Genomic DNA, 22,151 nt, shown 5'->3' with positions numbered 1-22,151 from the left:
TTCTGGTCACCGGCGCGCGGCAGGTTTAGAACCGCCGCGAACGGAAGACCGGAGCGTTTGACATGGGCGACCTCAAGACGATCGTGATCGATGGCACCGAGATCGAGGTGCCCGGAGAGATGACCCTGATCCAGGCCTGCGAACAGGCCGGGATCGAAATCCCCCGCTTCTGCTACCACGAACGGCTGACGATCGCCGGAAACTGCCGGATGTGCCTCGTCGAGGTGGTCGGCGGCCCGCCCAAGCCCGCCGCGTCCTGCGCGATGCAGGTCAAGGACCTGCGCCCCGGCCCCGAGGGACAGGCGCCGGTCGTCAAGACCAACAGCCCGATGGTCAAGAAGGCCCGCGAGGGGGTGATGGAGTTTCTCCTCATCAACCACCCGCTCGACTGCCCGATCTGCGACCAGGGCGGCGAATGCGACCTGCAGGACCAGGCGATGGCCTACGGGGTCGATTTCTCGCGCTACCGCGAGCCCAAGCGCGCCGCCGTCGATCTCGACCTCGGGCCGCTGGTCGAGACGCATATGACGCGTTGCATCTCCTGTACCCGCTGCGTGCGCTTCACGACCGAGGTCGCGGGCGTCACCCAGATGGGCCAGGTCGGGCGCGGCGAGGACAGCGAGATCACGAGCTACCTGGGCGAGACGCTGAAATCGAACCTCCAGGGCAACATCATCGACCTCTGCCCCGTGGGTGCGCTGGTCTCGAAGCCCTACGCCTTCACGGCCCGGCCATGGGAGCTGTCGAAGACCGAGACGATCGACGTGATGGACGCGCTGGGTGCGTCGATCCGCGTCGACACCAAGGGTCGCGAAGTGATGCGGATCCTGCCGCGCAACCACGACGGCACCAACGAGGAATGGATCAGCGACAAGACCCGCTTCGTGTGGGACGGCCTGCGGCGCCAGCGGCTGGACCGGCCTTATATCCGTCGTGACGGCAAGCTGACGCCTGCGACGTGGCCCGAGGCGCTGGACGCCGCCGCCGTCGCGATGCGCGACACATCGGTCGCCGGGATCGTCGGCGACCTGGTCCCGACCGAGGCGGCCTTCGCGCTCCGCTCGCTGATGGACAAGCTCGGCGGCATCACGGAATGCCGGACCGACGGGGCGAAGCTGCCCGCGGGCGACCGGGCCGGATATGCCGGGACGGCAGCGGTCGAGGATATCGACACCGCCGAGATGATCCTGATGATCGGGACCGACCCGTCGGTCGAGTCGCCGGTCCTGAACGCGCGCATCCGCAAGGCGTGGCTGCGCGGCGCGACCGTGGCACGGATCGGTGCGCCTGCGAACCTGTCCTACGATGTGGTCGAGCTGGGCACCGGGCGCGACGCGCTGTCGAAGCTAGCGGGACAGGACCATTCCGGCGCGAGGGACAAGGCGGGCGTCATCATCGTCGGCATGGGCGCGCTCAGCGGGCCGGACGGCGCGGACGTGCTGGCGACGGCGCAGGCCCTGGCCGAGAGCGCGGGCTCGGGCCTCCTGATCCTGCACAGCGCCGCCGGGCGCGTGGGCGCGATGGATGCGGGTGCCACCTGCGAGGGCGGCATCGACGCGGCGCTCAAGGCCGAGGTGGTCTACAACCTCGGGGTCGACGAGATCGACGTGCCCGCGGGGCCGTTCGTGATCTACCAGGGCAGCCATGGCGACCGCGGCGCGCACCGGGCCGACATCATCCTGCCGGGCGCGGCCTGGACCGAGGAGCAGGGCCTGTTCGTGAACACCGAAGGGCGTCCGCAGCTTGCGCTGCGCGCCGGCTTCGCACCGGGCGAGGCCAAGGAGAACTGGGCGATCCTGCGCGCGCTCTCGGCCGAGCTGGGCGCGCAACTTCCCTATGACAGCCTTACGCAGCTGCGTCGCGCGCTGGTCGAAGCCGCCCCGCAGCTGGCCGAGATCGACGCGGTCCCGGTCAACAGCGCCGCGCCGCTGGGCGCCGCGCCGAAGTTGGGCGGTGGCGATTTCGTGCCCGCCCTCCGCGACTTCTACCTGACCAACCCGGTGGCCCGGGCGTCCGAGCTGATGGCCGAACTCTCCGCGCTGGCCGATGGGCGCCGGGACGCGCCCATCGCCGCCGAGTGATGCGCGCGGGGCTGGCCGCGATCCTGCTCCTCGCCGCCTGCCAGTCCGAAGAGGCGCCGGTGGTCGACGTCTTCCGACCCGACTACCAAGGGGTCGAGACGGGGCTTCTGGAGGGCGATCTGGTGCGTTTCAGGGTCGCTATGACGGGCGCCCGCGACGGACAGGACGTGATTGACTATGCCGAATGCGCCGCGGCGCAGTATGCCCTGATCCGGGGCTTCGGGTTCGCGCGTCAGGTGCGCACGAACGTAGCCGAAGAGGGTGGCATTTGGCGGGCGGATGCGGTTTACACCGTCTCGCCTGCGGTCCCTCGGGGACTGAGAACGATTGATGCCGAAGTGACCGTGGAGAATTGCGTGTCGCTGGGCATCCCGACCGTATGAGGACGACTTGAATGGCGGAATTTCTGGCATCTCCGGCAGGCATCGGGCTGACGATCCTCGCCCAGTGTCTGGCCGTCGTCGCCTTCGTGATGATTTCGCTGCTGTTCCTAGTCTATGGCGACCGCAAGATCTGGGCTGCTGTGCAGATGCGGCGCGGCCCCAATGTCGTGGGGGTGTTCGGCCTTCTGCAGACCGTGGCGGACGCCCTCAAATACGTCGTCAAGGAGATCGTGATTCCCGCAGGCGCGGATCGCACGGTCTTCATGCTGGCCCCGCTGATCTCTTTCGTCCTCGCCATGCTGGCCTGGGCGGTGATCCCGTTCTCGGACACGTGGGTCCTGTCGGACATCAACGTGGCCATCCTCTTCGTCTTCGCCGTCTCCTCGCTGGAGGTCTACGGCGTGATCATGGGCGGCTGGGCGTCCAACTCGAAATACCCGTTCCTCGGGTCGCTTCGGTCGGCGGCGCAGATGATCTCCTATGAGGTCTCGATCGGCCTCATCATCATCGGCGTGATCCTCTCGACCGGCTCGCTCAACTTCGGCGACATCGTGCGCGCGCAGGACAACGGCTGGGGCTTCTTCGGCTGGTACTGGCTGCCGCACCTGCCCATGGTATTCCTGTTCTTCATCTCCGCGCTGGCCGAGACGAACCGCCCGCCTTTCGACCTGCCGGAAGCAGAGTCCGAACTCGTCGCGGGCTACCAGGTCGAATATTCCTCGACGCCGTTCCTTCTGTTCATGGCGGGCGAGTATATCGCGATCTTCCTGATGTGCGCGCTGATCTCGCTTCTGTTCTTCGGCGGCTGGCTCTCGCCCATCCCGTTCATCCCGGACAGCCCGCTCTGGATGGTCGCCAAGATGGCGTTCTTCTTCTTCCTTTTCGCGATGGTGAAGGCCATCGTGCCCCGCTACCGCTACGACCAACTCATGCGGCTGGGCTGGAAGGTCTTCCTGCCGTTCTCGCTCGGCTGGGTCGTGCTGGTGGCCTTCCTCGCGAAGTTCCAGGTCCTCGACGGGTTCTGGGCTCGCTGGCCCGACGTCGTGGCGGTGGTGAACTGATGGGCGGCCGTAGCATTCCGGAGGTGATCCGATGACGCAGATCGACTGGACCCGCAGCGCCAAGTATTTCCTGTTGGCCGACATGTGGCAGGGCATGAAGCTGGGACTGAAGTATTTCTTCGCGCCGAAGGCCACGCTGAACTACCCGCATGAGAAGGGCCCGCTCTCGCCCCGCTTTCGCGGCGAGCACGCCCTCCGCCGATACCCGAATGGCGAGGAGCGGTGCATCGCCTGCAAGCTCTGCGAGGCGATCTGCCCCGCGCAGGCCATCACGATCGACGCCGAGCCGCGCGCAGACGGGTCGCGCCGGACGACCCGCTACGACATCGACATGACGAAGTGCATCTATTGCGGCTTCTGTCAGGAAGCCTGCCCCGTCGATGCCATCGTCGAGGGCCCGAACTTCGAATTCGCGACCGAGACCCGCGAGGAGCTGTTCTACGACAAGGACAAGCTTCTCGAGAATGGCGAGCGCTGGGAGGCGCTGATCGCCAAGAACCTCGAGCTGGATGCACCCTACCGATGACCGATCCGAAAAACCCCTTCGCCGACTGGATGTCCCACATGCAGGACATGGCCAAGTCGATGAATCCGGCGCTCGAGACGTTCACGCCCAAGGGCTTCGAGAAGCTCTGGCCGACCATGCCCGCCGAGGTGATGGAGCAGTTCGCGGGCAAGGGCTTCAACCCCGAGGGGCTGGACGCGAAGACCAAGATGCTGCTGACGCTGGCCGGGCTGACCGTGCTGGGCGCGCAGGCCGAGGCGCAGGTGCGGATGACCGTCCGCCAGGCCGCCGCACAGGGCGCCACCAAGCAGGAGATCGCCGAGACGATCGGGCTGATGGGCCTCTTCGGCGGGCTGCCCGCGATGAACAAGGCCATGGAGCTTGCGACCGAAGCGCTGGAGGACGACGCATGACGATCCTCGACCTGTCCTTCTACCTCTTCGCGATCCTGACGGTGACCGGCGGTCTGATGACGGTGGTCGCGCGCAACCCCGTGCATTCGGTGCTCTGGCTGATCCTGACCTTCCTGTCGACGGCAGGCCTGTTCGTCCTGATCGGGGCGGAGTTCGTCGCGATGCTGCTGATCATCGTCTATGTCGGCGCGGTCGCGGTGCTGTTCCTCTTCGTCGTGATGATGCTCGATGTCGATTTCGCCGAACTCAAGGCCGAGATGGCGCGTTACGTGCCGCTGGCCGGGCTGATAGGCGTCGTCCTCCTGATGCAGCTGGTGATCGCCTACGGCGTCTGGGACGTGGCCGAGGGCGTGGTCGTGGCCGACGGTCTGGCCACCATCGCGCCGATGGCCGAGCTGAACACCGCGGCACTCGGGCTGATCCTCTACGACGACTACTTCCTCGCGTTCCAGCTCTCGGGGCTGATCCTGCTGGTGGCGATGATCGGGGCGATCGCGCTCACGCTGCGGCACCGCCGCGACGTCAAGCGCCAGAACGTGCTCCATCAGATGTGGCGCGACCCCGCGACCGCGATGGAGGTCCATGACGTGAAACCGGGCCAAGGCCTGTAAACCGGAGGGCATCTCATGTCCCGTACGACCATTATCATCATCATCGTCCTGCTGGTCATCCTGCTGGGCGGCTACTCGTTCTTCTGAACGGGACCGAGACGACGAACGGGGCCGCCAAGCGCCCCGGAGAGGGACGACCATGATCGGACTTGAGCATTACCTGACGGTGGCCGCGGCGCTATTCGTCATCGGCATTTTCGGGATCTTCCTGAACCGCAAGAACGTCATCATCATCCTGATGTCGATCGAGCTGATGCTGCTGGCCGTGAACATCAACTTCGTCGCCTTCTCGGGCTTCCTCGGCGATCTCACGGGGCAGGTCTTCACGCTGTTCGTCCTGACGGTCGCGGCGGCCGAGGCGGCCATCGGCCTCGCGATCCTCGTCTGCTTCTTCCGCAACCGCGGCACCATCGACGTCGAAGACGTCAACGTCATGAAGGGCTGAGGGCCATGAGCATCGCATTCTGGGCCGCCATCATGATCGCCGGGTTCGGCGGCACCGCGGGTGTCCTCTATTTCGCCTGGCCCGACCTGGCCGCACGACGCGACGACAAGAAGGCGCGCTGACCCGATGGAAACGATCATCCTCTTCGCCCCGCTGGTCGGCGCCCTGATCTGCGGCTTCGGCTGGCGCTTCATCGGCGAGACGGCGGCCTGCGTCATCGCGACCGGCCTGCTGTTCCTGTCGGCCGCGCTGTCTTGGATCGTGTTCCTCGGCCATGACGGCGAGACGCATGTCATCCAGCTCTTCCGCTGGATCGAAAGCGGCAGCCTGCTGACGGATTGGTCGATCCGGCTCGACCGGCTGACGGCCGTGATGCTGATCGTGGTGACGACGGTGTCGTCGCTCGTCCATCTCTACAGCTTCGGCTACATGGATCACGACCCGCAATGGCGCGAGGGCGAGACCTACAGGCCGCGTTTCTTCGCCTACCTGTCCTTTTTCACCTTCGCGATGCTGGCGCTGGTGACGGCCGACAACCTGCTGCAGCTCTTCTTCGGCTGGGAGGGTGTGGGCGTCGCCTCCTATCTCCTGATCGGGTTCTATTGGCGCAAGCCCAGCGCGGGTGCCGCGGCCATGAAGGCGTTCATCGCCAACCGCGTCGGCGATTTCGGCTTCCTGCTGGGCATCTTCGCGCTCTTCTACGTCACCGACAGCATCGACATGGGGACGATCTTCGCGCTGACCCCCGAGATCGCCGAGACGACGATCCGCTTCATGTGGACCGACTGGAACGCGGCCGAGCTGATCGCCTTCCTGCTGTTCGTCGGCGCCATGGGCAAGTCGGCCCAGCTGGGCCTGCATGTCTGGCTGCCCGACGCGATGGAGGGCCCGACGCCGGTCTCGGCCCTGATCCACGCGGCGACCATGGTGACGGCGGGCGTGTTCCTCGTCTGCCGCATGTCGCCGTTGATGGAGTTCGCCCCGACCGCCATGGGCTTCGTCGTGGTCATCGGGGCCGCCTCGGCCTTCGTCGCGGCGACGATCGGCCTCGTCCAGAACGACATCAAGCGCGTCATCGCCTATTCGACCATGTCGCAGCTGGGTTACATGTTCGTGGCCGCGGGCCTGGGTGCTTATTCGGTCGCGATGTTCCACCTGCTGACCCATGCCTTTTTCAAGGCGATGCTGTTTCTCGGCGCCGGGTCCGTCATCCACGCCATGCACCACGAGCAGGACATGCGGAACTACGGCGGCTTGCGCACCAAGATCCCGCTGACGTTTTGGGCGATGCTGATCGGCACGCTCGCCATCACGGGCGTCGGCATCCCGCTTCTCTATGTCGGCTTCCCGATCGGCTTCGCGGGCTTCGTGTCCAAGGACGCGATCATCGAGGTCGCCTATGTCGGCTCGACGGGGGCGTTCTGGGTGCTGGTCGCGGCGGCCGCCATGACGAGCTTCTATTCCTGGCGCCTGATGTTCATGACCTTCTTCGGCACCCCGCGCGGCGACAAGCACACGCACGAGCATGCCCATGAAAGCCCGACGACCATGACCGCGCCGCTGGGCGTGCTGGCCGTGGGCTCGGTGCTGGCCGGGATGGTCTTCTACGGGCCGTTCTTCGGCAGCCAGGAGAAGGTCGACCACTTCTTCGGGATCACCGACACCGTCCCCGCCGCCCATGCCACCCATGCGATCCCGGGTGCGGCCATCGCCGCCACCGAGGGCGACGAGGCGCATGAGCGCCTGCCGCAGGTGCCGGGCGAGGGGGCGATCTTCATCGGACCCGAGAACCACGTCATCCATGAAGCGCATCTCGTGCCGGCATGGGTCAAGGTCTCGCCCTTCGTGGCGATGCTGCTGGGCCTCGGGGCCGCATGGCTCTTCTACATCCGCCGTCCGGGCCTGCCGGGCCAGTGGGCCGACAATCTCGGGCCGCTCTACCGGTTCCTGCTCAACAAGTGGTATTTCGACGAGATCTACGACGCGGTCTTCGTGCGTCCCGCCAAGGCGATCGGCCGCTTCTTCTGGAAGAAGGGTGACGGTTCGACCATCGACGGATCGATCAACGGCCTCGCCATGGGGATCGTGCCGACGGCGACGCGCTGGCTGAACCGCGCGCAATCCGGCTACGTCTTCACCTACGCCTTCGCCATGGTCATCGGGCTTGTCGCCCTGATCACCTGGATGACCATCGCGGCGGGGAACTGAGATGCTGGACAACCTCCTTTCGATCGTCACGTTCATCCCGCTGATCGCGGCATTGATCATGGCGCCGTTCCTGCGCGGCGACGACACCAGCGCCCAGAGCAACGCCAAATGGCTCGCCCTCGGCGCCACGTCGCTGACCTTCATCGTCTCGATCTTCGTGCTGACGGGCTTCGACCCCGAGGACACCGGCTTCCAGTTCGTCGAGGAACATACCTGGATCGCCGGCCTGACCTACAAGATGGGCGTCGACGGCATCTCGGTTCTGTTCGTGATGCTGACGACCTTCCTGATGCCGCTGGTGATCCTGTCCTGCTGGGGCGTGACGCATCGGGTGAAGGAATACATGATCGCGCTCCTTGTGCTCGAGACGCTGATGCTCGGCGTGTTCTGCGCGCTCGACCTGATCCTGTTCTACCTTTTCTTCGAGGCGGGCCTGATCCCGATGTTCCTCATCATCGGCATCTGGGGCGGGGCGAACCGCATCTACGCGTCGTTCAAATTCTTCCTCTATACGCTTCTGGGCTCGGTCCTGATGCTGGTCGCGATGATCGCGATGTATCTCGATGCGGGCACCACCGACATCCCGACGCTGCTGGTGCACGAGTTCTCCTATGCGCCGCTGTCGGTGCTTGGGCTGAACGTCGTGGGCGGGGCCCAGACGCTGCTCTGGCTCGCCTTTTTCGCCAGCTTCGCAGTCAAGATGCCGATGTGGCCTGTCCATACCTGGCTGCCCGACGCGCACGTCCAGGCGCCCACCGCGGGCTCGGTCGTCCTTGCGGCGATCCTTCTGAAGATGGGCGGCTACGGCTTCCTGCGGTTCTCGATCCCGATGTTCCCCGTGGGCAGCGAGGTGATGGGGCCGCTCGTCCTGTGGCTCAGCGCGATCGCCATCGTCTACACCTCGCTCGTGGCGATGGTGCAGGACGACATGAAGAAGCTGATCGCCTATTCCTCGGTGGCCCATATGGGCTTCGTGACCATGGGCATCTTCGCCGCGAACCAGCAGGGCATCGACGGTGCGATCTTCCAGATGATCAGCCACGGCTTCATCTCGGGCGCGCTCTTCCTCTGCGTCGGCGTGATCTACGACCGGATGCACACCCGCGACATCGACGCCTATGGCGGGCTCGTGAACCGGATGCCGGCCTATGCGCTGATCTTCATGCTGTTCACCATGGCCAATGTCGGCCTGCCGGGCACGAGCGGCTTCGTAGGCGAGTTCCTGACCCTGATGGGCGTGTTCCAGGTCAACACCTGGGTCGCCGTCGTCGCCTGCACCGGCGTCATCCTGTCGGCAGGCTACGCGCTCTGGCTCTACCGCCGGGTCGTGTTCGGGGATCTCATCAAGGAGAGCCTCCGGACCATCTCGGATCTTACGGGCCGCGAACGGGCGATCTTCGCGCCGCTGGTCTTCTTCACCATCCTGCTGGGCGTCTATCCCAGCCTCGTGACCGATATCATCGGCCCCACCGTGGCCGAGCTGGTCGCCAATTACGACGTCGCCACCGCCGATCTCGCGTTGCACAACGCGGTCGCCGGGGCCGATCACTGAGAGGGCCGCCCCATGAGCGCCGACCTGACCCTGCTGCTGCCCGAGATCGTGCTCGCGGTCTACGCGATGCTGGCCCTGCTGGGCGCGGTCTATACCGGCAAGGATGACCTCGCCCGCCCGCTGGTCTGGCTGACGGCCGCCGTGCTCGTCGTCGTCGCCTTCTGGATCGCCGTCTCGTCCGAGGTCGGAACCGGGTTCACCGGCATGATCGTCAAGGACGGGTTCAGCCGCTTCGCGCAGGTGACGATCCTGCTGTCGGCGGCGGTCGTCCTCGTGATGGGGCAGGATTACATGGCCCGCACGGGGCTGATGAAATTCGAATACCCGATCCTCATCACGCTCGCCTGCATCGGCATGATGGTGATGGTGTCCTCCGGCAACCTCCTGACGCTCTACATGGGGCTCGAGCTGCAATCCCTGTCGCTCTATGTCGTCGCCTCGATGCGCCGCGACAGCGTGAAGTCGACCGAGGCGGGGCTGAAGTACTTCGTCCTCGGCGCGCTCTCCTCGGGGCTTCTGCTCTACGGCATCTCGCTGACCTACGGCTATACGGGCACCACGGAGTTCGCGGGCGTCATCGCCGCCGCGGCCGATGGAGAGATCGCGCTGGGCCTGCTCTTCGGCCTCGTCTTCATGATCTGCGGTCTGGCCTTCAAGGTCTCGGCGGCGCCGTTCCACATGTGGACGCCCGACGTCTACGAGGGCTCGCCCACGCCGGTCACCGCCTTCTTCGCGACGGCCCCCAAGGTCGCCGCGATGTGCATGTTCGCCCGTGTCACCCATGACGCCTTCGGCGGCGTCGTCGGCGACTGGCAGCAGATCGTGGCGCTCCTGTCGGTGCTGTCGATGTTCCTGGGGGCCATCGCCGCGATCGGCCAGCGCGACATCAAGCGCCTGATGGCCTACTCGTCGATCGCCCATATCGGCTACGCCCTCATGGGCCTCGCCGCGGGTACGGCCGGCGGCGTCCAGGCGATGCTGCTCTACATGGCGATCTACGTGGTGATGAATATCGGCACCTTCGCCTTCATCCTCTCGATGTCGCGAGACGGGCTCGAGGTGACGGACATCGCCTCGCTCAACCAGCTCGCGAAGGCCCGGCCCACGGCGGCGCTGGCCCTGCTCGTCCTGATGTTCAGCCTCGCCGGCATCCCCCCGATGGTGGGCTTCTTCGCCAAGTACTACGTGCTGCAGGCGGCGGTGGACGCGGGCCTCGTCTGGCTCGCGGTGCTGGGCGTGATCGCCTCGGTGATCGGCGCGTTCTACTACCTGCGGATCGTCTACTTCATGTATTTCGGCGAGACCGACGCTCCGCTCGACCGCCACATGCCGACCGCCCAGATGGTCGCACTCGTGGTGTCGGCGGCGATCATGGTGCTGGGGATCGTCAACATGTTCGGGCTCGAAGGCATCGCGGCCGCCGCTGCGGCGACGCTGGTCCTCTAGATGCAGGCCGCGCCGGCGGGCTGGCCCGCGGGCGTGGACCGCGTGATCCTCGACGAGATCGACAGCACCTCCGAAGAGGCGGCGCGCCGTGCGCCCGTCGGACCCACCTGGATCATGGCCCGGCGACAGACCGGCGCGCGGGGGCGTCGCGGGCGCGCGTGGTCGATGCCCGAAGGCAACTTCGCCGCGTCCCTTTCCTGGCGCCCCGATGGCGACCCTGCGGCCCTCGCGCTGCGCAGCTTCGTGGCTTCGCTCGCTCTCCATGACACGCTGGCGGGGATGGGGGTCGCGGGCCTCTCGCTCAAATGGCCGAACGACGTACTTCTCGACGGCCGCAAGCTGGCAGGGATCCTGCTGGAAAGCCCGCGCCCCGGCCTTCTCGTTCTCGGGATCGGCGTGAACCTCGTGGCCGGCCCGGACCCGTCCGCCCTTGAACCGGGCGCGCTCGCCCCCATCTCCCTTCGCGACGCCTCTGGCCTCCGGATCGAACCCGAGGCCTTTCTCGACGCTCTCGCCCCCGCCGTCGCGGCGCGCGAGACACAATTCACCACCCTCGGCTTCGCCCCCATCCGCAGCGCCTGGCTCGCCCATGCGGCGCGGCTGGGCGAGACCATCACGGCCCGCACCATGACCGACGCGACGTCCGGCACGTTCGAGGATGTGGACGCCGAGGGGCATCTCGTCCTAGGGACGCCGGATGGCCCGGTCCGGATCACCGCGGGCGACGTCTTCTTCGGAGAGCCCCCATGCTCCTGACCATCGACTGCGGCAACACCAATACCGTCTTCGCCATCTGGGACGGGACGCGCTTCGTCGAGAGTTGGCGCCGCGCGACCAACCACGCCAGCACGGCGGACGAATACTACACCTGGCTCCGGACCTCGATGACGCTCCGCGACGTGGACGTCACGATCACCGACTGCATCGTGTCCTCGACCGTGCCGCGGGTCGTGTTCAACCTGCGCGTCCTCTGCGACCGCTATTTCGGCACGCGCCCGTGGGTCGTGGGCAAGCCCGACACCCGTCTTCCGATCGACGTGCGGGTCGATGCGGGCACGGCGGTCGGTCCGGACCGCCTCGTGAACTCGGTTGGCGGGTGGGACCGCCATGGCGGCGACCTGATCGTGGTCGATTTCGGCACCGCGACCACCTTCGACGTGGTCGACCATGACGGCGCCTATGTCGGCGGCGTCATCGCGCCCGGCGTGAACCTCTCGCTCGAGGCGCTGCACATGGCCGCCGCCGCGCTGCCGCATGTCGACATCACCCAGCCCGCGACCGTCGTGGGCACCAATACCGTCGCCTGCATGCAGAGCGGCATCTTCTGGGGCTATGTCGGCCTCATCCGTGAAATCTGCGCCCGTATCCGGGCGGAACGCGACCGGCCGATGAAGGTCGTCGCAACCGGGGGCCTCGCGCCCCTGTTCCAACAGGGCGACACCCTGTTCGACGCATATGACGAAGACCTGACGATGCACGGCCTGACCGTGATCCACGCATATAACAAGGACGACTGAATGGCTCGCGAACGCCTGATCTACCTCCCGCTGGGGGGCGCCGGTGAAATCGGCATGAACGCCTATGTCTACGGCTACGGCCCCGAGGGAAAGGAGCGCCTGATCCTCGTCGATCTGGGCATCGCCTTCCCCGACATGGACACCACCCCCGGCGTGGACGTGATCCTGCCGGATATCGGCTGGCTGGCCGACAAGCTCGACCGCCTGGAGGCGATCTTCATCACCCACGGGCACGAGGACCATGTCGGCGGCGTGGGCCACCTGCACAACCAACTGCGCAAGCCGGTCCATGCGCGCAAGTTCACCGCCAACCTCGCGCGGCGGAAGCTGCAGGAGAAGGGCCAGGACCCGAAGGCCGTCACTACCGCCGACCCCTATCCCGCGATGATCGAGGCCGGTCCCTTCAGCGTCGGCTTCCTGCCCGTCTCGCATTCCATCCCGGAAAGCGCGGCACTGGTGATCGACACGCCCGCGGGCCGCATCATCCACACCGGCGACTTCAAGATCGACCGGGCCCCCGTCATCGGCGAGCCGTTCGATGACGACCTCTGGGCCGAGGCGGCGAAGCCTGGCGTGCGCGCGCTGGTCTGCGATTCCACCAATGTCTTCTCCAAGCATCCCGGCCGCTCGGAATCCGAGGTGAAGCCGAACCTCGTGCCGCTCGTGGCCGCCGCCAAGGGCATGTTCGTCGCCACGACCTTCGCGTCCAACGTGGCCCGCCTGAAGTCGCTGGCCGACGCGGGCGAGGCGGCGGGGCGTTCGATCTGCCTCATGGGGCGCGCGATGCGCCGCATGACCGAGGCCGCGCGCGAGGAAGGCCTGCTGCCCGACTTTCCCAAGACCATCTCGCCCGAGGATGCCGCCGGTATCCCGCGCGAGAACCTGATGCTGATCGTCACCGGCAGCCAGGGCGAGCGCCGCGCGGCGTCGGCCCAACTCAGCCGGGGCAAGTATTTCGGGATGGAACTGGCCGAGGGCGACACGTTCCTCTTCTCGTCGAAGACCATCCCCGGCAACGAGAAGGAGGTCGGTCGCATCATGAACAACCTCTCCGAGCTGGGCGTGGACGTGGTGACCGACGATGACGGGCTCTACCACGTCTCGGGCCATGCCAACCGGCCGGACCTCGAACTCGTCCACACGATCACCGATCCGCAGATGGTCATCCCGATGCATGGCGAGCACCGGCACCTGCGCGAACATGCCAAGCTGGCCGACAGCCTCGGGCGGCTGGGCGTCGTCGCACCCAACGGCACGATGCTCGATCTCGCGGGCAACAAGCCCGAGGTGGTCGATCACGTCGAGACCGGGCGCACCTATCTCGATGGCTCGGCCCTTGTGGGCCAGTTCGACGGCGTGGTCCGCGACCGTATCCGCATGGCGCTGAACGGTCATGCCGTGGTCGCCGTGATGGTCGATGATGACGACGAGATCCTCGAGGACACCTGGGTCGACCTGCGCGGCCTGCCGGATGTCGCGGACAACGGCGCGGCGCTGGCCGACCTGATGGAGCAGCACCTCGCCGGACAGCTCGCGCGGGTCGACACGCGGACGGCGGGCGATGACGAGAAGCTCGAGGACCTGATCGTCAAGGGCGTCCGCAAGGTCGCGCAGGACGAGGTCGGCAAGCGCCCCGAGGTGACGGTGCTGATCACGCGGCTTGCGGCGGAGTAGCATCGCTCGCCCGCAATCGGTCCGCGCCACCTTGCCGGTGGCGCGGAACCCGCGCCATATCAGGGACATCGCCGCTTCGGAGACCCGCCCCATGATCCGCGCTGCCCTGATTGCCATGACGACCCTGATCGCCGTCGCGCTGCCCGCCCAAGCGGACGAGCGCTATATCGGCGTGTTCGTCGGCTCGCAGCATATCGGCAGCGATGCCTACAACGACTTCAACCCCGGCCTGACCTACGGCATCCGCCGCGATATAGGGCAGGGGCCGGCCGAATGGCATGTCGAGGGCGGCGTCTTCTACAATTCCTACGAGGAGGTGTCCCCGATCCTCGTCACTGGTCTCTCGACCGGCGTGGGCGAGATCGGTCCGGGCGAGTTGCGCTTCGGGATCAGCGTCGGCACCGCCTTTTACGGCGACCTCGTCGACATTTACGAGGCCCGCGGCGACACGATCCCCAATGTCGGGGGCTTCGTGCCGATCGGCATCCTGACCGGCGCCTACCGCGTCGGGCGCACGGAATACCGCCTGAACGTCCTGCCCTACGGCGAGGATGTGCACGGCGTCGTCAACTTCCAGTTCGCCATCTCGTTCTGAGGGCTATTCGGCCGCGACCGCCTCCGCCGCCTCGACCTTCACCGCGCTGAACTTGAACTCGGGGATCTTGCCGTAGGGGTCGAGCGCCGGGTTGGTCAGCAGGTTCGCCGCCGCCTCAACGAAGGCGAAGGGCAGGAAGACCATGTCGGGCGCCACCGCCCGGTCCGCCCGCGCCATCAGCGTCACCGAGCCGCGCCGCGTCGTCAGCCGCACCAGCCCGCCCGGACCCACACCCAGTTGGCGCAGCGTCGAGGGGTGGAGCGAGCAATTCGCCTCTGGCTCGACCGCGTCCAGAACGCTCGCCCGGCGCGTCATCGACCCGGTGTGCCAGTGCTCGAGCTGCCGTCCCGTCGTCAGGATCATCGGATACTCCGCATCCGGTGTCTCGTCGGGCGGGATGACCGAGGCAGGCGTGAACTTCGCCCGCCCGCCCTCGCGGGGGAATGCGTCGGCGAAGACGATCGATTGGCCGGGATCCTCGGGCGTCAGCGACGGATAGGTTACCGCGCCCTCGGCCTCCAGCCGGTCCCAGGTGATGTTGTCGAGGCTCGGCATGACTTGCGTCATCTCGGCGAAGACCTCGCGCGGATGGGTGTAGCGCCAGTCGAGCCCGCAGCGTCGCGCCAGTTCGGTCGTGATCCACCAATCCTCGCGCGCGTCGCCCGGCGGGGCCACGGCAGGGCGGCCCATCTGGACCTGGCGGTTCGTGTTGGTGACCGTCCCCGACTTCTCGGCGAAGGCCGAGGCGGGCAGGATGACGTCCGCATAATTCGCGGTCTCTGTCAGGAAGATGTCCTGCACCACGAGGCAGTCCAGCGCCGCGAGCGCCGCACGGGCGTGGTCGACATCCGGGTCCGACATCGCCGGGTTTTCGCCCAGGATATACATCGCCCGGATGTCGCCCGCATGGACGGCGCCCAGGATCTCGGTGACGGTCAGGCCCTTTTCGGCCAGGGGTTCGTCGCCCCAGAGCCCCGCGTATTTCGCGCGCACCTCGTCAGACAGGACGCTCGCGTAATCCGGCAGGAACATCGGGATCAGGCCCGCGTCGCTCGCGCCCTGCACGTTGTTCTGGCCCCTGAGCGGGTGCAGCCCCGCGCCCGGTCGCCCGACCTGTCCGGTCATCAGCGCCAGCGAGATTAGGCATCGCGAATTGTCGGTGCCGTGGATGTGCTGGGTCACGCCCATGCCCCAGAAGATCATGGCCGAGCGCGCCCCGGCGAAGGTCCGCGCCACGTCGCGCACCGTTTCGGCGTCGATGCCCGTCAAGTCGGCCATCTTCTCGGGCGCGAACCCTTCGAGATGCGCGCGTTCCGCGTCCCAGCCTTCGGTCATCGCCTCGATATACTGGCGGTCGACCAATCCCTCGTCCGAGATGACATGCATGATCGAGTTCAGCAGCGCCACGTCGGCACCCGGCCGGAATTGCAGCATGTGGGACGAATGCCGCTTGAGCGCCTGCCCCCGCGGATCCATCACGATCAGCTTGCCGCCACGCTTGGCGAACTGCTTGAAGTAAGTGGCCGCGACGGGATGGTTCTCGACCGGGTTGGCGCCGATGACGATGGCGACGTCGGCATTCTCGATCTCGTTGAAGGTCGCCGTGACCGCGCCCGAGCCGACATTTTCCAGAAGTGCCGCGACGGACGACGCGTGGCAGAGCCGTGTGCAGTGATCGACGTTGTTGTGCCCGAAGCCCTGTCGGATGAACTTCTGGAAGAGATACGCCTCCTCGTTCGAGCACTTGGCCGAACCGAAGCCCGCGACTTCGCGCCCGCGTCCCTTCAGACCCCCGGCGGCGCGGTCCAGCGCTTCGTCCCACGTCGCCTTGCGGAAGACCGCACGCCAGTCGCCCGGATCGACGTTGAGTCCCTTTGCGGGCGCGTCATCCCTCCGGATCAACGGCACGGTCAGGCGATGCGGATGGTGGATGTAGTCGAAGCCGAACCGCCCCTTCACGCAGAGCCGCCCCTCGTTCGCGGGACCGTTGATACCGTCGACCTTGACGATCCGGTCGCCCTTGGTCTTCAGCGAGACCTGGCACCCGACGCCGCAGAACGGGCAGATGGACCTGGTCTCGGCGTCGAAATCGGCGCTGTCGCCCACCTGCGCCGCGTCCACCATCGTCGCGGGCATCAATGCGCCGGTCGGACAGGCCTGCACGCATTCGCCACAGGCCACGCAGGTGCTTTCGCCCATCGGGTCGTCGAAATCGAAGACCGGGTAGGCATCGTGCCCCCGGCCCGCCATGCCGATCACGTCGTTGACCTGCACCTCGCGGCAGGCGCGGACGCAGAGGCCGCACTGGATGCAGGCGTCGAGGTTGACGCGCATCGCGACGTGGCTGTCGTCGAGCAGCGGGATGCGCCCGGCCTCCAGCGTCGGCAGGCGGCTCTCGGTCACGCCCTGCGCGTCGGCCTGGTCCCAGAGACGCGAGGACCGGTCGTGCGCCGCGTCGCGCTCGGGCTGGTCGGCGACGAGCATCTCGACAACCATCTTGCGGGCCGCCGTGGCGCGCGCGCTGTCGGTCGTGACGACCATGCCGGCGGCGGGCTCGCGGATGCAGGAGGCGGCGAGAACGCGCTCGCCCTCGATCTCGACCATGCAGGCCCGGCAATTGCCGTCGGGCCGATAGCCGGGTTCGGGCGCGTGACACAGATGCGGGATCTTCAGGCCGTGCCCATGCGCCACCTCCCAGATGGTCTCGCCGGGGGCGGCATGGACGGTCTCGCCGTCGAGGATGAATTCGATCGTCTCGGACATGGTCGCACCCCGGTCAGTCGCGGCCAGCCTAGGCGGTCGCCCCTCGGCCCGAAAGACCACCCGCGACAGGGGATACGGGGGAAGCGACCCGCGCCGTTTCCGATCGGACCCTCACGATCACGATCCGTTAAGGTTAACGCGCGCTATCCTCTGGCCCTAAATACCTCGGGGGGCCCGAAGGGCGGGGGCAGCGCCCCCTCCGGTCCTCAGCCTTTCCGGGCGAAGATCGGATACCAGAGCGCGTCCGGCAGGAACTGACCGCCCCGGAACAGCCACGAGAAGACCGTCGGGAAGCTCTTCTTGAAGTCGTCGCCCGACATCAGCTCGAACATGTGCTGCGCGGCTTCCTCGGGCTCCATCAGGAAGGGCATGTCGAAATCGTTCTTGTCGGTCAGCCGCGTCTTGATGAAGCCCGGGTTCGCGATCTGGACCTGGACGCCCGTCGTGCGCAGGTCTGCATACATCGCCTCGGCCATCCCTATGATCCCGGCCTTCGACGCGCAATATCCCGTCGCCCCCGGCAAGCCGCGAAACCCCGAGAGCGAGCCGGTCAGTACGATATGCCCCGCGTCGCGCTCGACCATGTCGCCGATCACCGCGCCGACGCAGCGCGCCGCCCCCGTCAGGTTCACGTCGATCATCGCCTCGACCTTGTCCGGATTCCACTCCTGCGCCTTCAGCGGCCAATAGACCCCCGCGAGGAAGACCATGCCGTCGATCCGGCCGATGGCCTCGGCGGCCGCGCGGACCGATGCGCTGTCGGAGACGTCGCAGGTCCGCACCTCGGACCGTCCGGGCAGGTCGGCGGCCAGCGCGTCGAGCTTGTCCTCGGACCGGGCCGAGAGCACCAGTTCGGCGCCCGCGCGCGACATCTTCTGGGCCAACGCAGCGCCGAGGCCCTCGGACGCGCCGACGAGCCAGTACCGTTTGCCGCTCCAGTCACGCATCCTCGTCCTCCATGGGGGTGATGACGGCGAAGAGCTCCGCGGCCTTGATCCCGAACTTGCGAAACTGGCTGCGGTTGAGGATGGTTCCGTCCTCCTGAAGGTAGAGCCAGTCCACCGCCGACAGGAGATGACCGCCCATCTCCTCGGGGAGCTGGATACGGTAGCGCAGGCCCAGCGTGTTGCCCGATTGACGGCCCTGTCCACCGCCGGGCACGTCGTTGGCCTCGGTCTCGACCCGGCCGTCCTCGTGAACGGTGATCAGCCAGACCCGCTCCTGCGTCGTGCCGTCGTCATAGACGAAGGTCTCGATCATCGAGCCGACATTTCCGTCCCACGTCATCCGCATGATGGCGACGAAGCGACTGCTGACGCGTCCGGTCGGCCCGAAGATCATGCCCTGGCAGCGCATCGTCCCGTTGAGATGTCGCCGAAGGTCCAGTTCGGGCAGCAGGTGGACGTAATCGTCATGCTCCTGCGCCTGGAACGCGAAGGTCCGCCGCACGATCCAGGTGCAGGCCAGCGTCAGGACGACGCCGATCAGGACGTAGAGTATCGGGTCTGTCATCCTTCCTCCGGGTCAAGGCGCGCCAGCAGCAGGAATGCTGCGGATTTCAGGACCAGCGGGACACCGGCATAGAGCATTGTCAGCACTGTCATCGCGGCGGTGGGGCTGGCCCCGCCGGGCACGAACCCCGCAGCTTCCAGCGTGGGAAATAGGGCAATCGCGGCGAAGGCCAGCGTGATCTTGTTGACGAAGGACCATAGCCCGAACCCGTCCGCCGCCGAGGGCGCAATCACCGCCAGGCGTTTGGCGAAGAGCGCCGGGAGAAGTGTCAGGTCCGCGCCGACGGCAGCCCCTGAGGCGACGCAGATCGCCGCGAAGGGGATGGCATCGCCCGGCCCGAGGGTCAGGGCGAAGGCGAAGGTCACGATGGCGAGCCCCATCGCGCAGAGCAGGGAACGGCGCGCGCCGATCCGCTCGGCCGCCCGACCCCAGAGCGGCGCGGCCAACGCCGCCGAGAGGAAGAACAGCAGGAGCAGCGGCCCCTCCCAGCCGGGAGCCTGAAGGCGGTCGCTGACGAAGAAGAGAAAGAGGGTCGAGGTGACGGCGACCGGCGTGGCGTTGACCAGCGCGAGGAGGAGGAGGCGGCGCGCCGGCGCGTCGCCGAGCACCGCGCGCAGCCCGCCGGTATCTGGCGCCTCGCCGCCGCCGGTCCACTCACGCCGCATCAGCCAGACGACCAAAACGACCCCGATGCAGAAGATCGCCGCGTACCACGCGAAGGGTGCGCCCGTCCCTGCCAGAACCGCCGGCAACGCCGCGGCCAGGCAGACACCCAGCAGCCCGCCCGTTTCGCGCCAGGCCGCGAGACGGACATGTCCGTCGCCCATCGCCCGCGCCTTCGCCACGCCTTGGGCGTAGAAGCAGATCGTCAGGAACGAGAAGGCCGAGAAGAGCGCCGCAAGGCTGAGCGCGAACCACCAGAGCGGGGGCAGGGCGGGCGGCACGGCGAAGAGCGCCACCATCGCCGCCGCCATCAGGGCCGCGGCTCCGAGGACCATCACGCCGCGCCGGTTACGCGTCGCCTCGGCCAGCCGGCCCAGCAGTGGGTCCTGCACCACGTCGATCAGCCGCAGTGCGAAGAGCGCCAGTGAAAGTTGCGCCAACGTGACGCCGTAGCCGTCGACGTAGAATTTCGGCGCGTGGATGTAGATCGGAAGGCCGGCCGCCGCGAGCAGGGCCGCGAACCCGGCATAGCGGGGCAGCCCTTCCGTCCGCGTCACCGCGACGTCTCGTGTTCGGGCGGACGGGGCCGGTTCCGCCAGGTCGCGCCCTTCCACCAGAGGCGCAGCGCCTGCCAGTGGATGAGCCCGAGGACCCGGCGCGTGCCGAAGGGCCGCCGTAGCGCCGCGCGGATCAGCCCGCGATTGGTCAGCGGCACACGCGGCCCGGTCAGAACCGCCAGAAGCCGGCCGTCGCCGATGCGGTAGTCGATGCGGATGTCGACGCGATCAGGGGCGATGTCGAAACGGAACGCATAATCCCCCTCGGTCGGCTGGAAGGGCGAGACATGCATCAGCTTGCGGACCCCCAGCCGTGTGTCGGGCGTGATCGGTGCGAGGTCGTCGGTATGGCAGAGGTAGGAATGCCGGTCGCCATAGGTGTTCGTCACCTCGGCGATGGCGATCCGGAACGCGCCGGCCATGTCGTGGATAAGCCAGAAGCTCACCGGGTTGAACGCGTGACCCAGCACGCGTGGTTGGGCGAGTAGGAGGATGCGACCGGGTCGGAAGGACGGATGCGCCTCGGACAGCACCTCGTGCACCCACCTCACGCCGCGTCCCGCGCCGGGCGGCCCGCCATGGTCGCGATCCCGGAGCGAGGCCAGGGAGGCGCGGTTGCGTCCGAAGAGCGATGGCATCGGCCCGGTATCGGTCGGGTTGAGCAGGACGTAATCGACCCCGTAGCGGAAGGCGTTCGTCACCCCTTCGGCGCGGCGGCCATGGAAGGTCTGGCCCGGAACATGGTCCAGGACCCGAGTCACGCCGCCGCGATCCCCATCGGGGTCCGCCGCGACATCGCCTGTACGACATCGAGCGCGCTGGCGATGCCGTCCTCGTGGAAGCCGTTCCGCATCCATGCGCCGCAGAACCACGTGTTCGCGGTGCCGTTCAGGGCGCGCATGCCCTCGACCGCCTTCAGCATCGCAAGGTCGTAGACCGGGTGTCGGAAGGTGTTGTCGTCGTAGATATCCTCGTCCCGGAAGGTGCTCTGCGGGTTCAGCGTCAGGAAGAGCGGATCGCTCTCATCGATATTCTGCAACCGGTTCATCCAGTAGGTCAGGCCCAGCCGGTCGTCGCCGCCGCGCTTGGCTTCGCTGTAGTTCCACGACGCCCAGACCTTGCGGCGCCGGGGCATGGCCGACGGATCGCGATGCAGGATGCCGCGATTGTCCTGGTAGCGGATGTCGCGCAGATGGGTCGTCTCGGCCTCGGACGCGTCCGATAGAAGCGACAGCGCGACGTCCGAATGGGTTGCGAGCACCACGTCGTCGAACCGCTCCCATTCACCGCCCCACACCCGGATCTCGACCCCGCCGGGGAGACGGCGCAGACCCTCGACCGGCGCGCCGAGGCGGATGTCGACGCCACGCGCCCGCATCCGCGCCTCGAGCCGGGACACGTACTGGATCGATCCGCCATCGACGGTGTACCAGACATGCTGGCCGGTGTGGTGCAGGAGGTTGTGGTTGCGAAAGAAGCGCAGCATTGCCGCGGCCGGAAAATCCATGACGTTCTGGCTGGGAGTCGACCAGATCGCGCCAGAGATGGGGCCGATATACCAGTCCCGGAATTCCTGCCCGAGGCCCATCCGGGTCAGGAACTCGCCCAGAGACAGATCCGGCGCGATGTCCATCTCGCCCGCCCGGGCGTTGAAGCGGAACACGTCGCGCACCATCCGCAGATAGGGCGGCGAGAAGGCGAGGCTGCGCTGCGCGAAGAGCGTGTCGAGCGTCTGGAGGCTGTATTCGATCCGTCCGCCCTCGATGGACGCAGCGAAGGACATGTCCGATTCCGCCACCGGCACCTCGAGATCTTCGAACAATTCGACGAGGTTGGGATAGTTCGGGCGGTTGTAGACGATGAAGCCGGTATCGACCGGCTGCTCGCCCGTGCGGCCCGCGAGGACCGTGCGGGCGTGGCCGCCGAGACGCGGCGCGGCCTCGATCAGGGTGACGGAATGGCCGGCGGCGAGCGCATCGGCGGCCGCCATGCCGCTGATGCCCGCGCCGATCACGGCGATACGGCGGGACGGGGAAGTCTGGATGTTCTGCAAGGGAAGGGGTGGTCCGATCGGCGGTTGGTGGCGTTGCCACTAGAAATGGGGCGTCGCGGCCACGATCAAGATGCGCATATCCGCGCAGGTCCGAACGTTTCGAGATGCCTAG

At 67.1% G+C, this 22,151-nt stretch carries 20 protein-coding genes; 14 read left to right on the top strand and 6 right to left on the bottom strand.

Annotated elements, in window-relative coordinates:
* The first annotated feature begins 62 nt into the window (after positions 1 to 62).
* The 14 genes from nuoG (at position 63) to ACK8OR_RS16210 (ending at position 14,491) form a co-directional block, all read left to right on the top strand.
* Entirely contained in the window at positions 63 to 2,081 is a 2,019-nt protein-coding gene (nuoG, locus tag ACK8OR_RS16275; protein ID WP_410190436.1) for an NADH-quinone oxidoreductase subunit NuoG, read from the top strand.
* A complete protein-coding gene (locus ACK8OR_RS16270) occupies positions 2,081 to 2,464 on the top strand; it encodes a hypothetical protein (protein ID WP_410190435.1) in 384 nt (127 codons plus the stop codon). Before nuoG ends, ACK8OR_RS16270 begins: the two co-directional genes overlap by 1 nt.
* An 11-nt stretch (positions 2,465 to 2,475) precedes the next feature.
* Entirely contained in the window at positions 2,476 to 3,525 is a 1,050-nt protein-coding gene (nuoH, locus tag ACK8OR_RS16265) for an NADH-quinone oxidoreductase subunit NuoH (RefSeq protein ID WP_410190434.1), read from the top strand.
* A 31-nt stretch (positions 3,526 to 3,556) separates the two neighbouring features.
* On the top strand, positions 3,557 to 4,051 hold the full coding sequence (gene nuoI, locus ACK8OR_RS16260; RefSeq protein ID WP_410190433.1) for an NADH-quinone oxidoreductase subunit NuoI: 495 nt from the start codon (positions 3,557 to 3,559) through the stop codon (positions 4,049 to 4,051).
* Positions 4,048 to 4,443: a carboxymuconolactone decarboxylase family protein gene (locus ACK8OR_RS16255; protein ID WP_298429499.1), complete on the top strand. Its 396-nt coding sequence runs from the start codon at positions 4,048 to 4,050 to the stop codon at positions 4,441 to 4,443. Before nuoI ends, ACK8OR_RS16255 begins: the two co-directional genes overlap by 4 nt.
* Positions 4,440 to 5,054, top strand: coding sequence for an NADH-quinone oxidoreductase subunit J (locus ACK8OR_RS16250; RefSeq protein ID WP_410190432.1), 615 nt, complete (start codon positions 4,440 to 4,442; stop codon positions 5,052 to 5,054). The genes ACK8OR_RS16255 and ACK8OR_RS16250 overlap by 4 nt, the downstream gene beginning before the upstream one ends.
* A gap of 139 nt (positions 5,055 to 5,193) precedes the next feature.
* Positions 5,194 to 5,499, top strand: coding sequence for an NADH-quinone oxidoreductase subunit NuoK (gene nuoK / locus ACK8OR_RS16245; RefSeq protein ID WP_092780793.1), 306 nt, complete (start codon positions 5,194 to 5,196; stop codon positions 5,497 to 5,499).
* Positions 5,500 to 5,625: 126 nt separating this feature from the next.
* Entirely contained in the window at positions 5,626 to 7,707 is a 2,082-nt protein-coding gene (gene nuoL / locus ACK8OR_RS16240; RefSeq protein WP_410190431.1) for an NADH-quinone oxidoreductase subunit L, read from the top strand.
* Between the two features lie 4 nt (positions 7,708 to 7,711).
* Positions 7,712 to 9,259: an NADH-quinone oxidoreductase subunit M gene (locus tag ACK8OR_RS16235; protein WP_410190704.1), complete on the top strand. Its 1,548-nt coding sequence runs from the start codon at positions 7,712 to 7,714 to the stop codon at positions 9,257 to 9,259.
* A 12-nt stretch (positions 9,260 to 9,271) separates the two neighbouring features.
* A complete protein-coding gene (nuoN, locus tag ACK8OR_RS16230) occupies positions 9,272 to 10,705 on the top strand; it encodes an NADH-quinone oxidoreductase subunit NuoN (RefSeq protein WP_410190430.1) in 1,434 nt (477 codons plus the stop codon).
* A complete protein-coding gene (locus ACK8OR_RS16225; RefSeq protein ID WP_410190429.1) occupies positions 10,706 to 11,461 on the top strand; it encodes a biotin--[acetyl-CoA-carboxylase] ligase in 756 nt (251 codons plus the stop codon).
* Positions 11,452 to 12,222: a type III pantothenate kinase gene (locus ACK8OR_RS16220; protein WP_298429523.1), complete on the top strand. Its 771-nt coding sequence runs from the start codon at positions 11,452 to 11,454 to the stop codon at positions 12,220 to 12,222. The genes ACK8OR_RS16225 and ACK8OR_RS16220 overlap by 10 nt, the downstream gene beginning before the upstream one ends.
* Positions 12,223 to 13,896, top strand: a complete 1,674-nt coding sequence (locus ACK8OR_RS16215) for a ribonuclease J (protein ID WP_410190428.1) — start codon at positions 12,223 to 12,225, stop codon at positions 13,894 to 13,896. It abuts the gene before it with no gap.
* 91 nt (positions 13,897 to 13,987) lie between these two features.
* Complete coding sequence (locus ACK8OR_RS16210; RefSeq protein ID WP_410190427.1) at positions 13,988 to 14,491, top strand: hypothetical protein; 504 nt, start codon at positions 13,988 to 13,990, stop codon at positions 14,489 to 14,491.
* Positions 14,492 to 14,494: 3 nt separating this feature from the next.
* Here the strand turns inward: ACK8OR_RS16210 and fdhF are convergent, their stop codons facing one another.
* From fdhF to ACK8OR_RS16180, 6 genes are all read right to left on the bottom strand, one after another.
* Entirely contained in the window at positions 14,495 to 17,254 is a 2,760-nt protein-coding gene (gene fdhF, locus ACK8OR_RS16205) for a formate dehydrogenase subunit alpha (protein WP_410190426.1), read from the bottom strand.
* Between the two features lie 206 nt (positions 17,255 to 17,460).
* The gene (locus tag ACK8OR_RS16200) at positions 17,461 to 18,201 is read right to left on the bottom strand and encodes an SDR family NAD(P)-dependent oxidoreductase (RefSeq protein ID WP_410190425.1); all 741 of its coding nucleotides are present in this window, start codon (positions 18,199 to 18,201) and stop codon (positions 17,461 to 17,463) included.
* On the bottom strand, positions 18,194 to 18,766 hold the full coding sequence (locus tag ACK8OR_RS16195; RefSeq protein ID WP_410190424.1) for a DUF3833 family protein: 573 nt from the start codon (positions 18,764 to 18,766) through the stop codon (positions 18,194 to 18,196). The genes ACK8OR_RS16200 and ACK8OR_RS16195 overlap by 8 nt, the downstream gene beginning before the upstream one ends.
* Positions 18,763 to 19,986 (bottom strand): MFS transporter, encoded by a 1,224-nt coding sequence (locus ACK8OR_RS16190; RefSeq protein ID WP_410190423.1) that lies wholly within the window; start codon positions 19,984 to 19,986, stop codon positions 18,763 to 18,765. The genes ACK8OR_RS16195 and ACK8OR_RS16190 overlap by 4 nt, the downstream gene beginning before the upstream one ends.
* The gene (locus tag ACK8OR_RS16185; protein WP_410190422.1) at positions 19,983 to 20,747 is read right to left on the bottom strand and encodes a DUF1365 domain-containing protein; all 765 of its coding nucleotides are present in this window, start codon (positions 20,745 to 20,747) and stop codon (positions 19,983 to 19,985) included. The genes ACK8OR_RS16190 and ACK8OR_RS16185 overlap by 4 nt, the downstream gene beginning before the upstream one ends.
* Positions 20,744 to 22,039, bottom strand: a complete 1,296-nt coding sequence (locus ACK8OR_RS16180) for an NAD(P)/FAD-dependent oxidoreductase (RefSeq protein ID WP_410190421.1) — start codon at positions 22,037 to 22,039, stop codon at positions 20,744 to 20,746. Before ACK8OR_RS16180 ends, ACK8OR_RS16185 begins: the two co-directional genes overlap by 4 nt.
* Between the last annotated feature and the right edge of the window lie 112 nt (positions 22,040 to 22,151).

It is taken from the genome of Jannaschia halovivens, assembly GCF_046452375.1.
Lineage (GTDB): Bacteria > Pseudomonadota > Alphaproteobacteria > Rhodobacterales > Rhodobacteraceae > Jannaschia > Jannaschia halovivens.
Note: the sequence above shows the minus strand (reverse complement) of the source record. Positions and strands in the feature narration are given on the sequence as shown.

Excerpts from the sequence above, each read along its gene's own strand:
- nuoG (WP_410190436.1), top strand. The coding sequence starts at position 63 with ATGGGCGACCTCAAGACGATCGTGATCGATGGCACCGAGATCGAGGTG.
- ACK8OR_RS16270 (WP_410190435.1), top strand. The coding sequence starts at position 2,081 with ATGCGCGCGGGGCTGGCCGCGATCCTGCTCCTCGCCGCCTGCCAGTCC.
- nuoH (WP_410190434.1), top strand. The coding sequence starts at position 2,476 with ATGGCGGAATTTCTGGCATCTCCGGCAGGCATCGGGCTGACGATCCTC.
- nuoI (WP_410190433.1), top strand. The coding sequence starts at position 3,557 with ATGACGCAGATCGACTGGACCCGCAGCGCCAAGTATTTCCTGTTGGCC.
- ACK8OR_RS16255 (WP_298429499.1), top strand. The coding sequence starts at position 4,048 with ATGACCGATCCGAAAAACCCCTTCGCCGACTGGATGTCCCACATGCAG.
- ACK8OR_RS16250 (WP_410190432.1), top strand. The coding sequence starts at position 4,440 with ATGACGATCCTCGACCTGTCCTTCTACCTCTTCGCGATCCTGACGGTG.
- nuoK (WP_092780793.1), top strand. The coding sequence starts at position 5,194 with ATGATCGGACTTGAGCATTACCTGACGGTGGCCGCGGCGCTATTCGTC.
- nuoL (WP_410190431.1), top strand. The coding sequence starts at position 5,626 with ATGGAAACGATCATCCTCTTCGCCCCGCTGGTCGGCGCCCTGATCTGC.
- nuoN (WP_410190430.1), top strand. The coding sequence starts at position 9,272 with ATGAGCGCCGACCTGACCCTGCTGCTGCCCGAGATCGTGCTCGCGGTC.
- ACK8OR_RS16225 (WP_410190429.1), top strand. The coding sequence starts at position 10,706 with ATGCAGGCCGCGCCGGCGGGCTGGCCCGCGGGCGTGGACCGCGTGATC.
- ACK8OR_RS16220 (WP_298429523.1), top strand. The coding sequence starts at position 11,452 with ATGCTCCTGACCATCGACTGCGGCAACACCAATACCGTCTTCGCCATC.
- ACK8OR_RS16215 (WP_410190428.1), top strand. The coding sequence starts at position 12,223 with ATGGCTCGCGAACGCCTGATCTACCTCCCGCTGGGGGGCGCCGGTGAA.
- ACK8OR_RS16210 (WP_410190427.1), top strand. The coding sequence starts at position 13,988 with ATGATCCGCGCTGCCCTGATTGCCATGACGACCCTGATCGCCGTCGCG.
- fdhF (WP_410190426.1), bottom strand. The coding sequence starts at position 17,254 with ATGTCCGAGACGATCGAATTCATCCTCGACGGCGAGACCGTCCATGCC.
- ACK8OR_RS16200 (WP_410190425.1), bottom strand. The coding sequence starts at position 18,201 with ATGCGTGACTGGAGCGGCAAACGGTACTGGCTCGTCGGCGCGTCCGAG.
- ACK8OR_RS16195 (WP_410190424.1), bottom strand. The coding sequence starts at position 18,766 with ATGACAGACCCGATACTCTACGTCCTGATCGGCGTCGTCCTGACGCTG.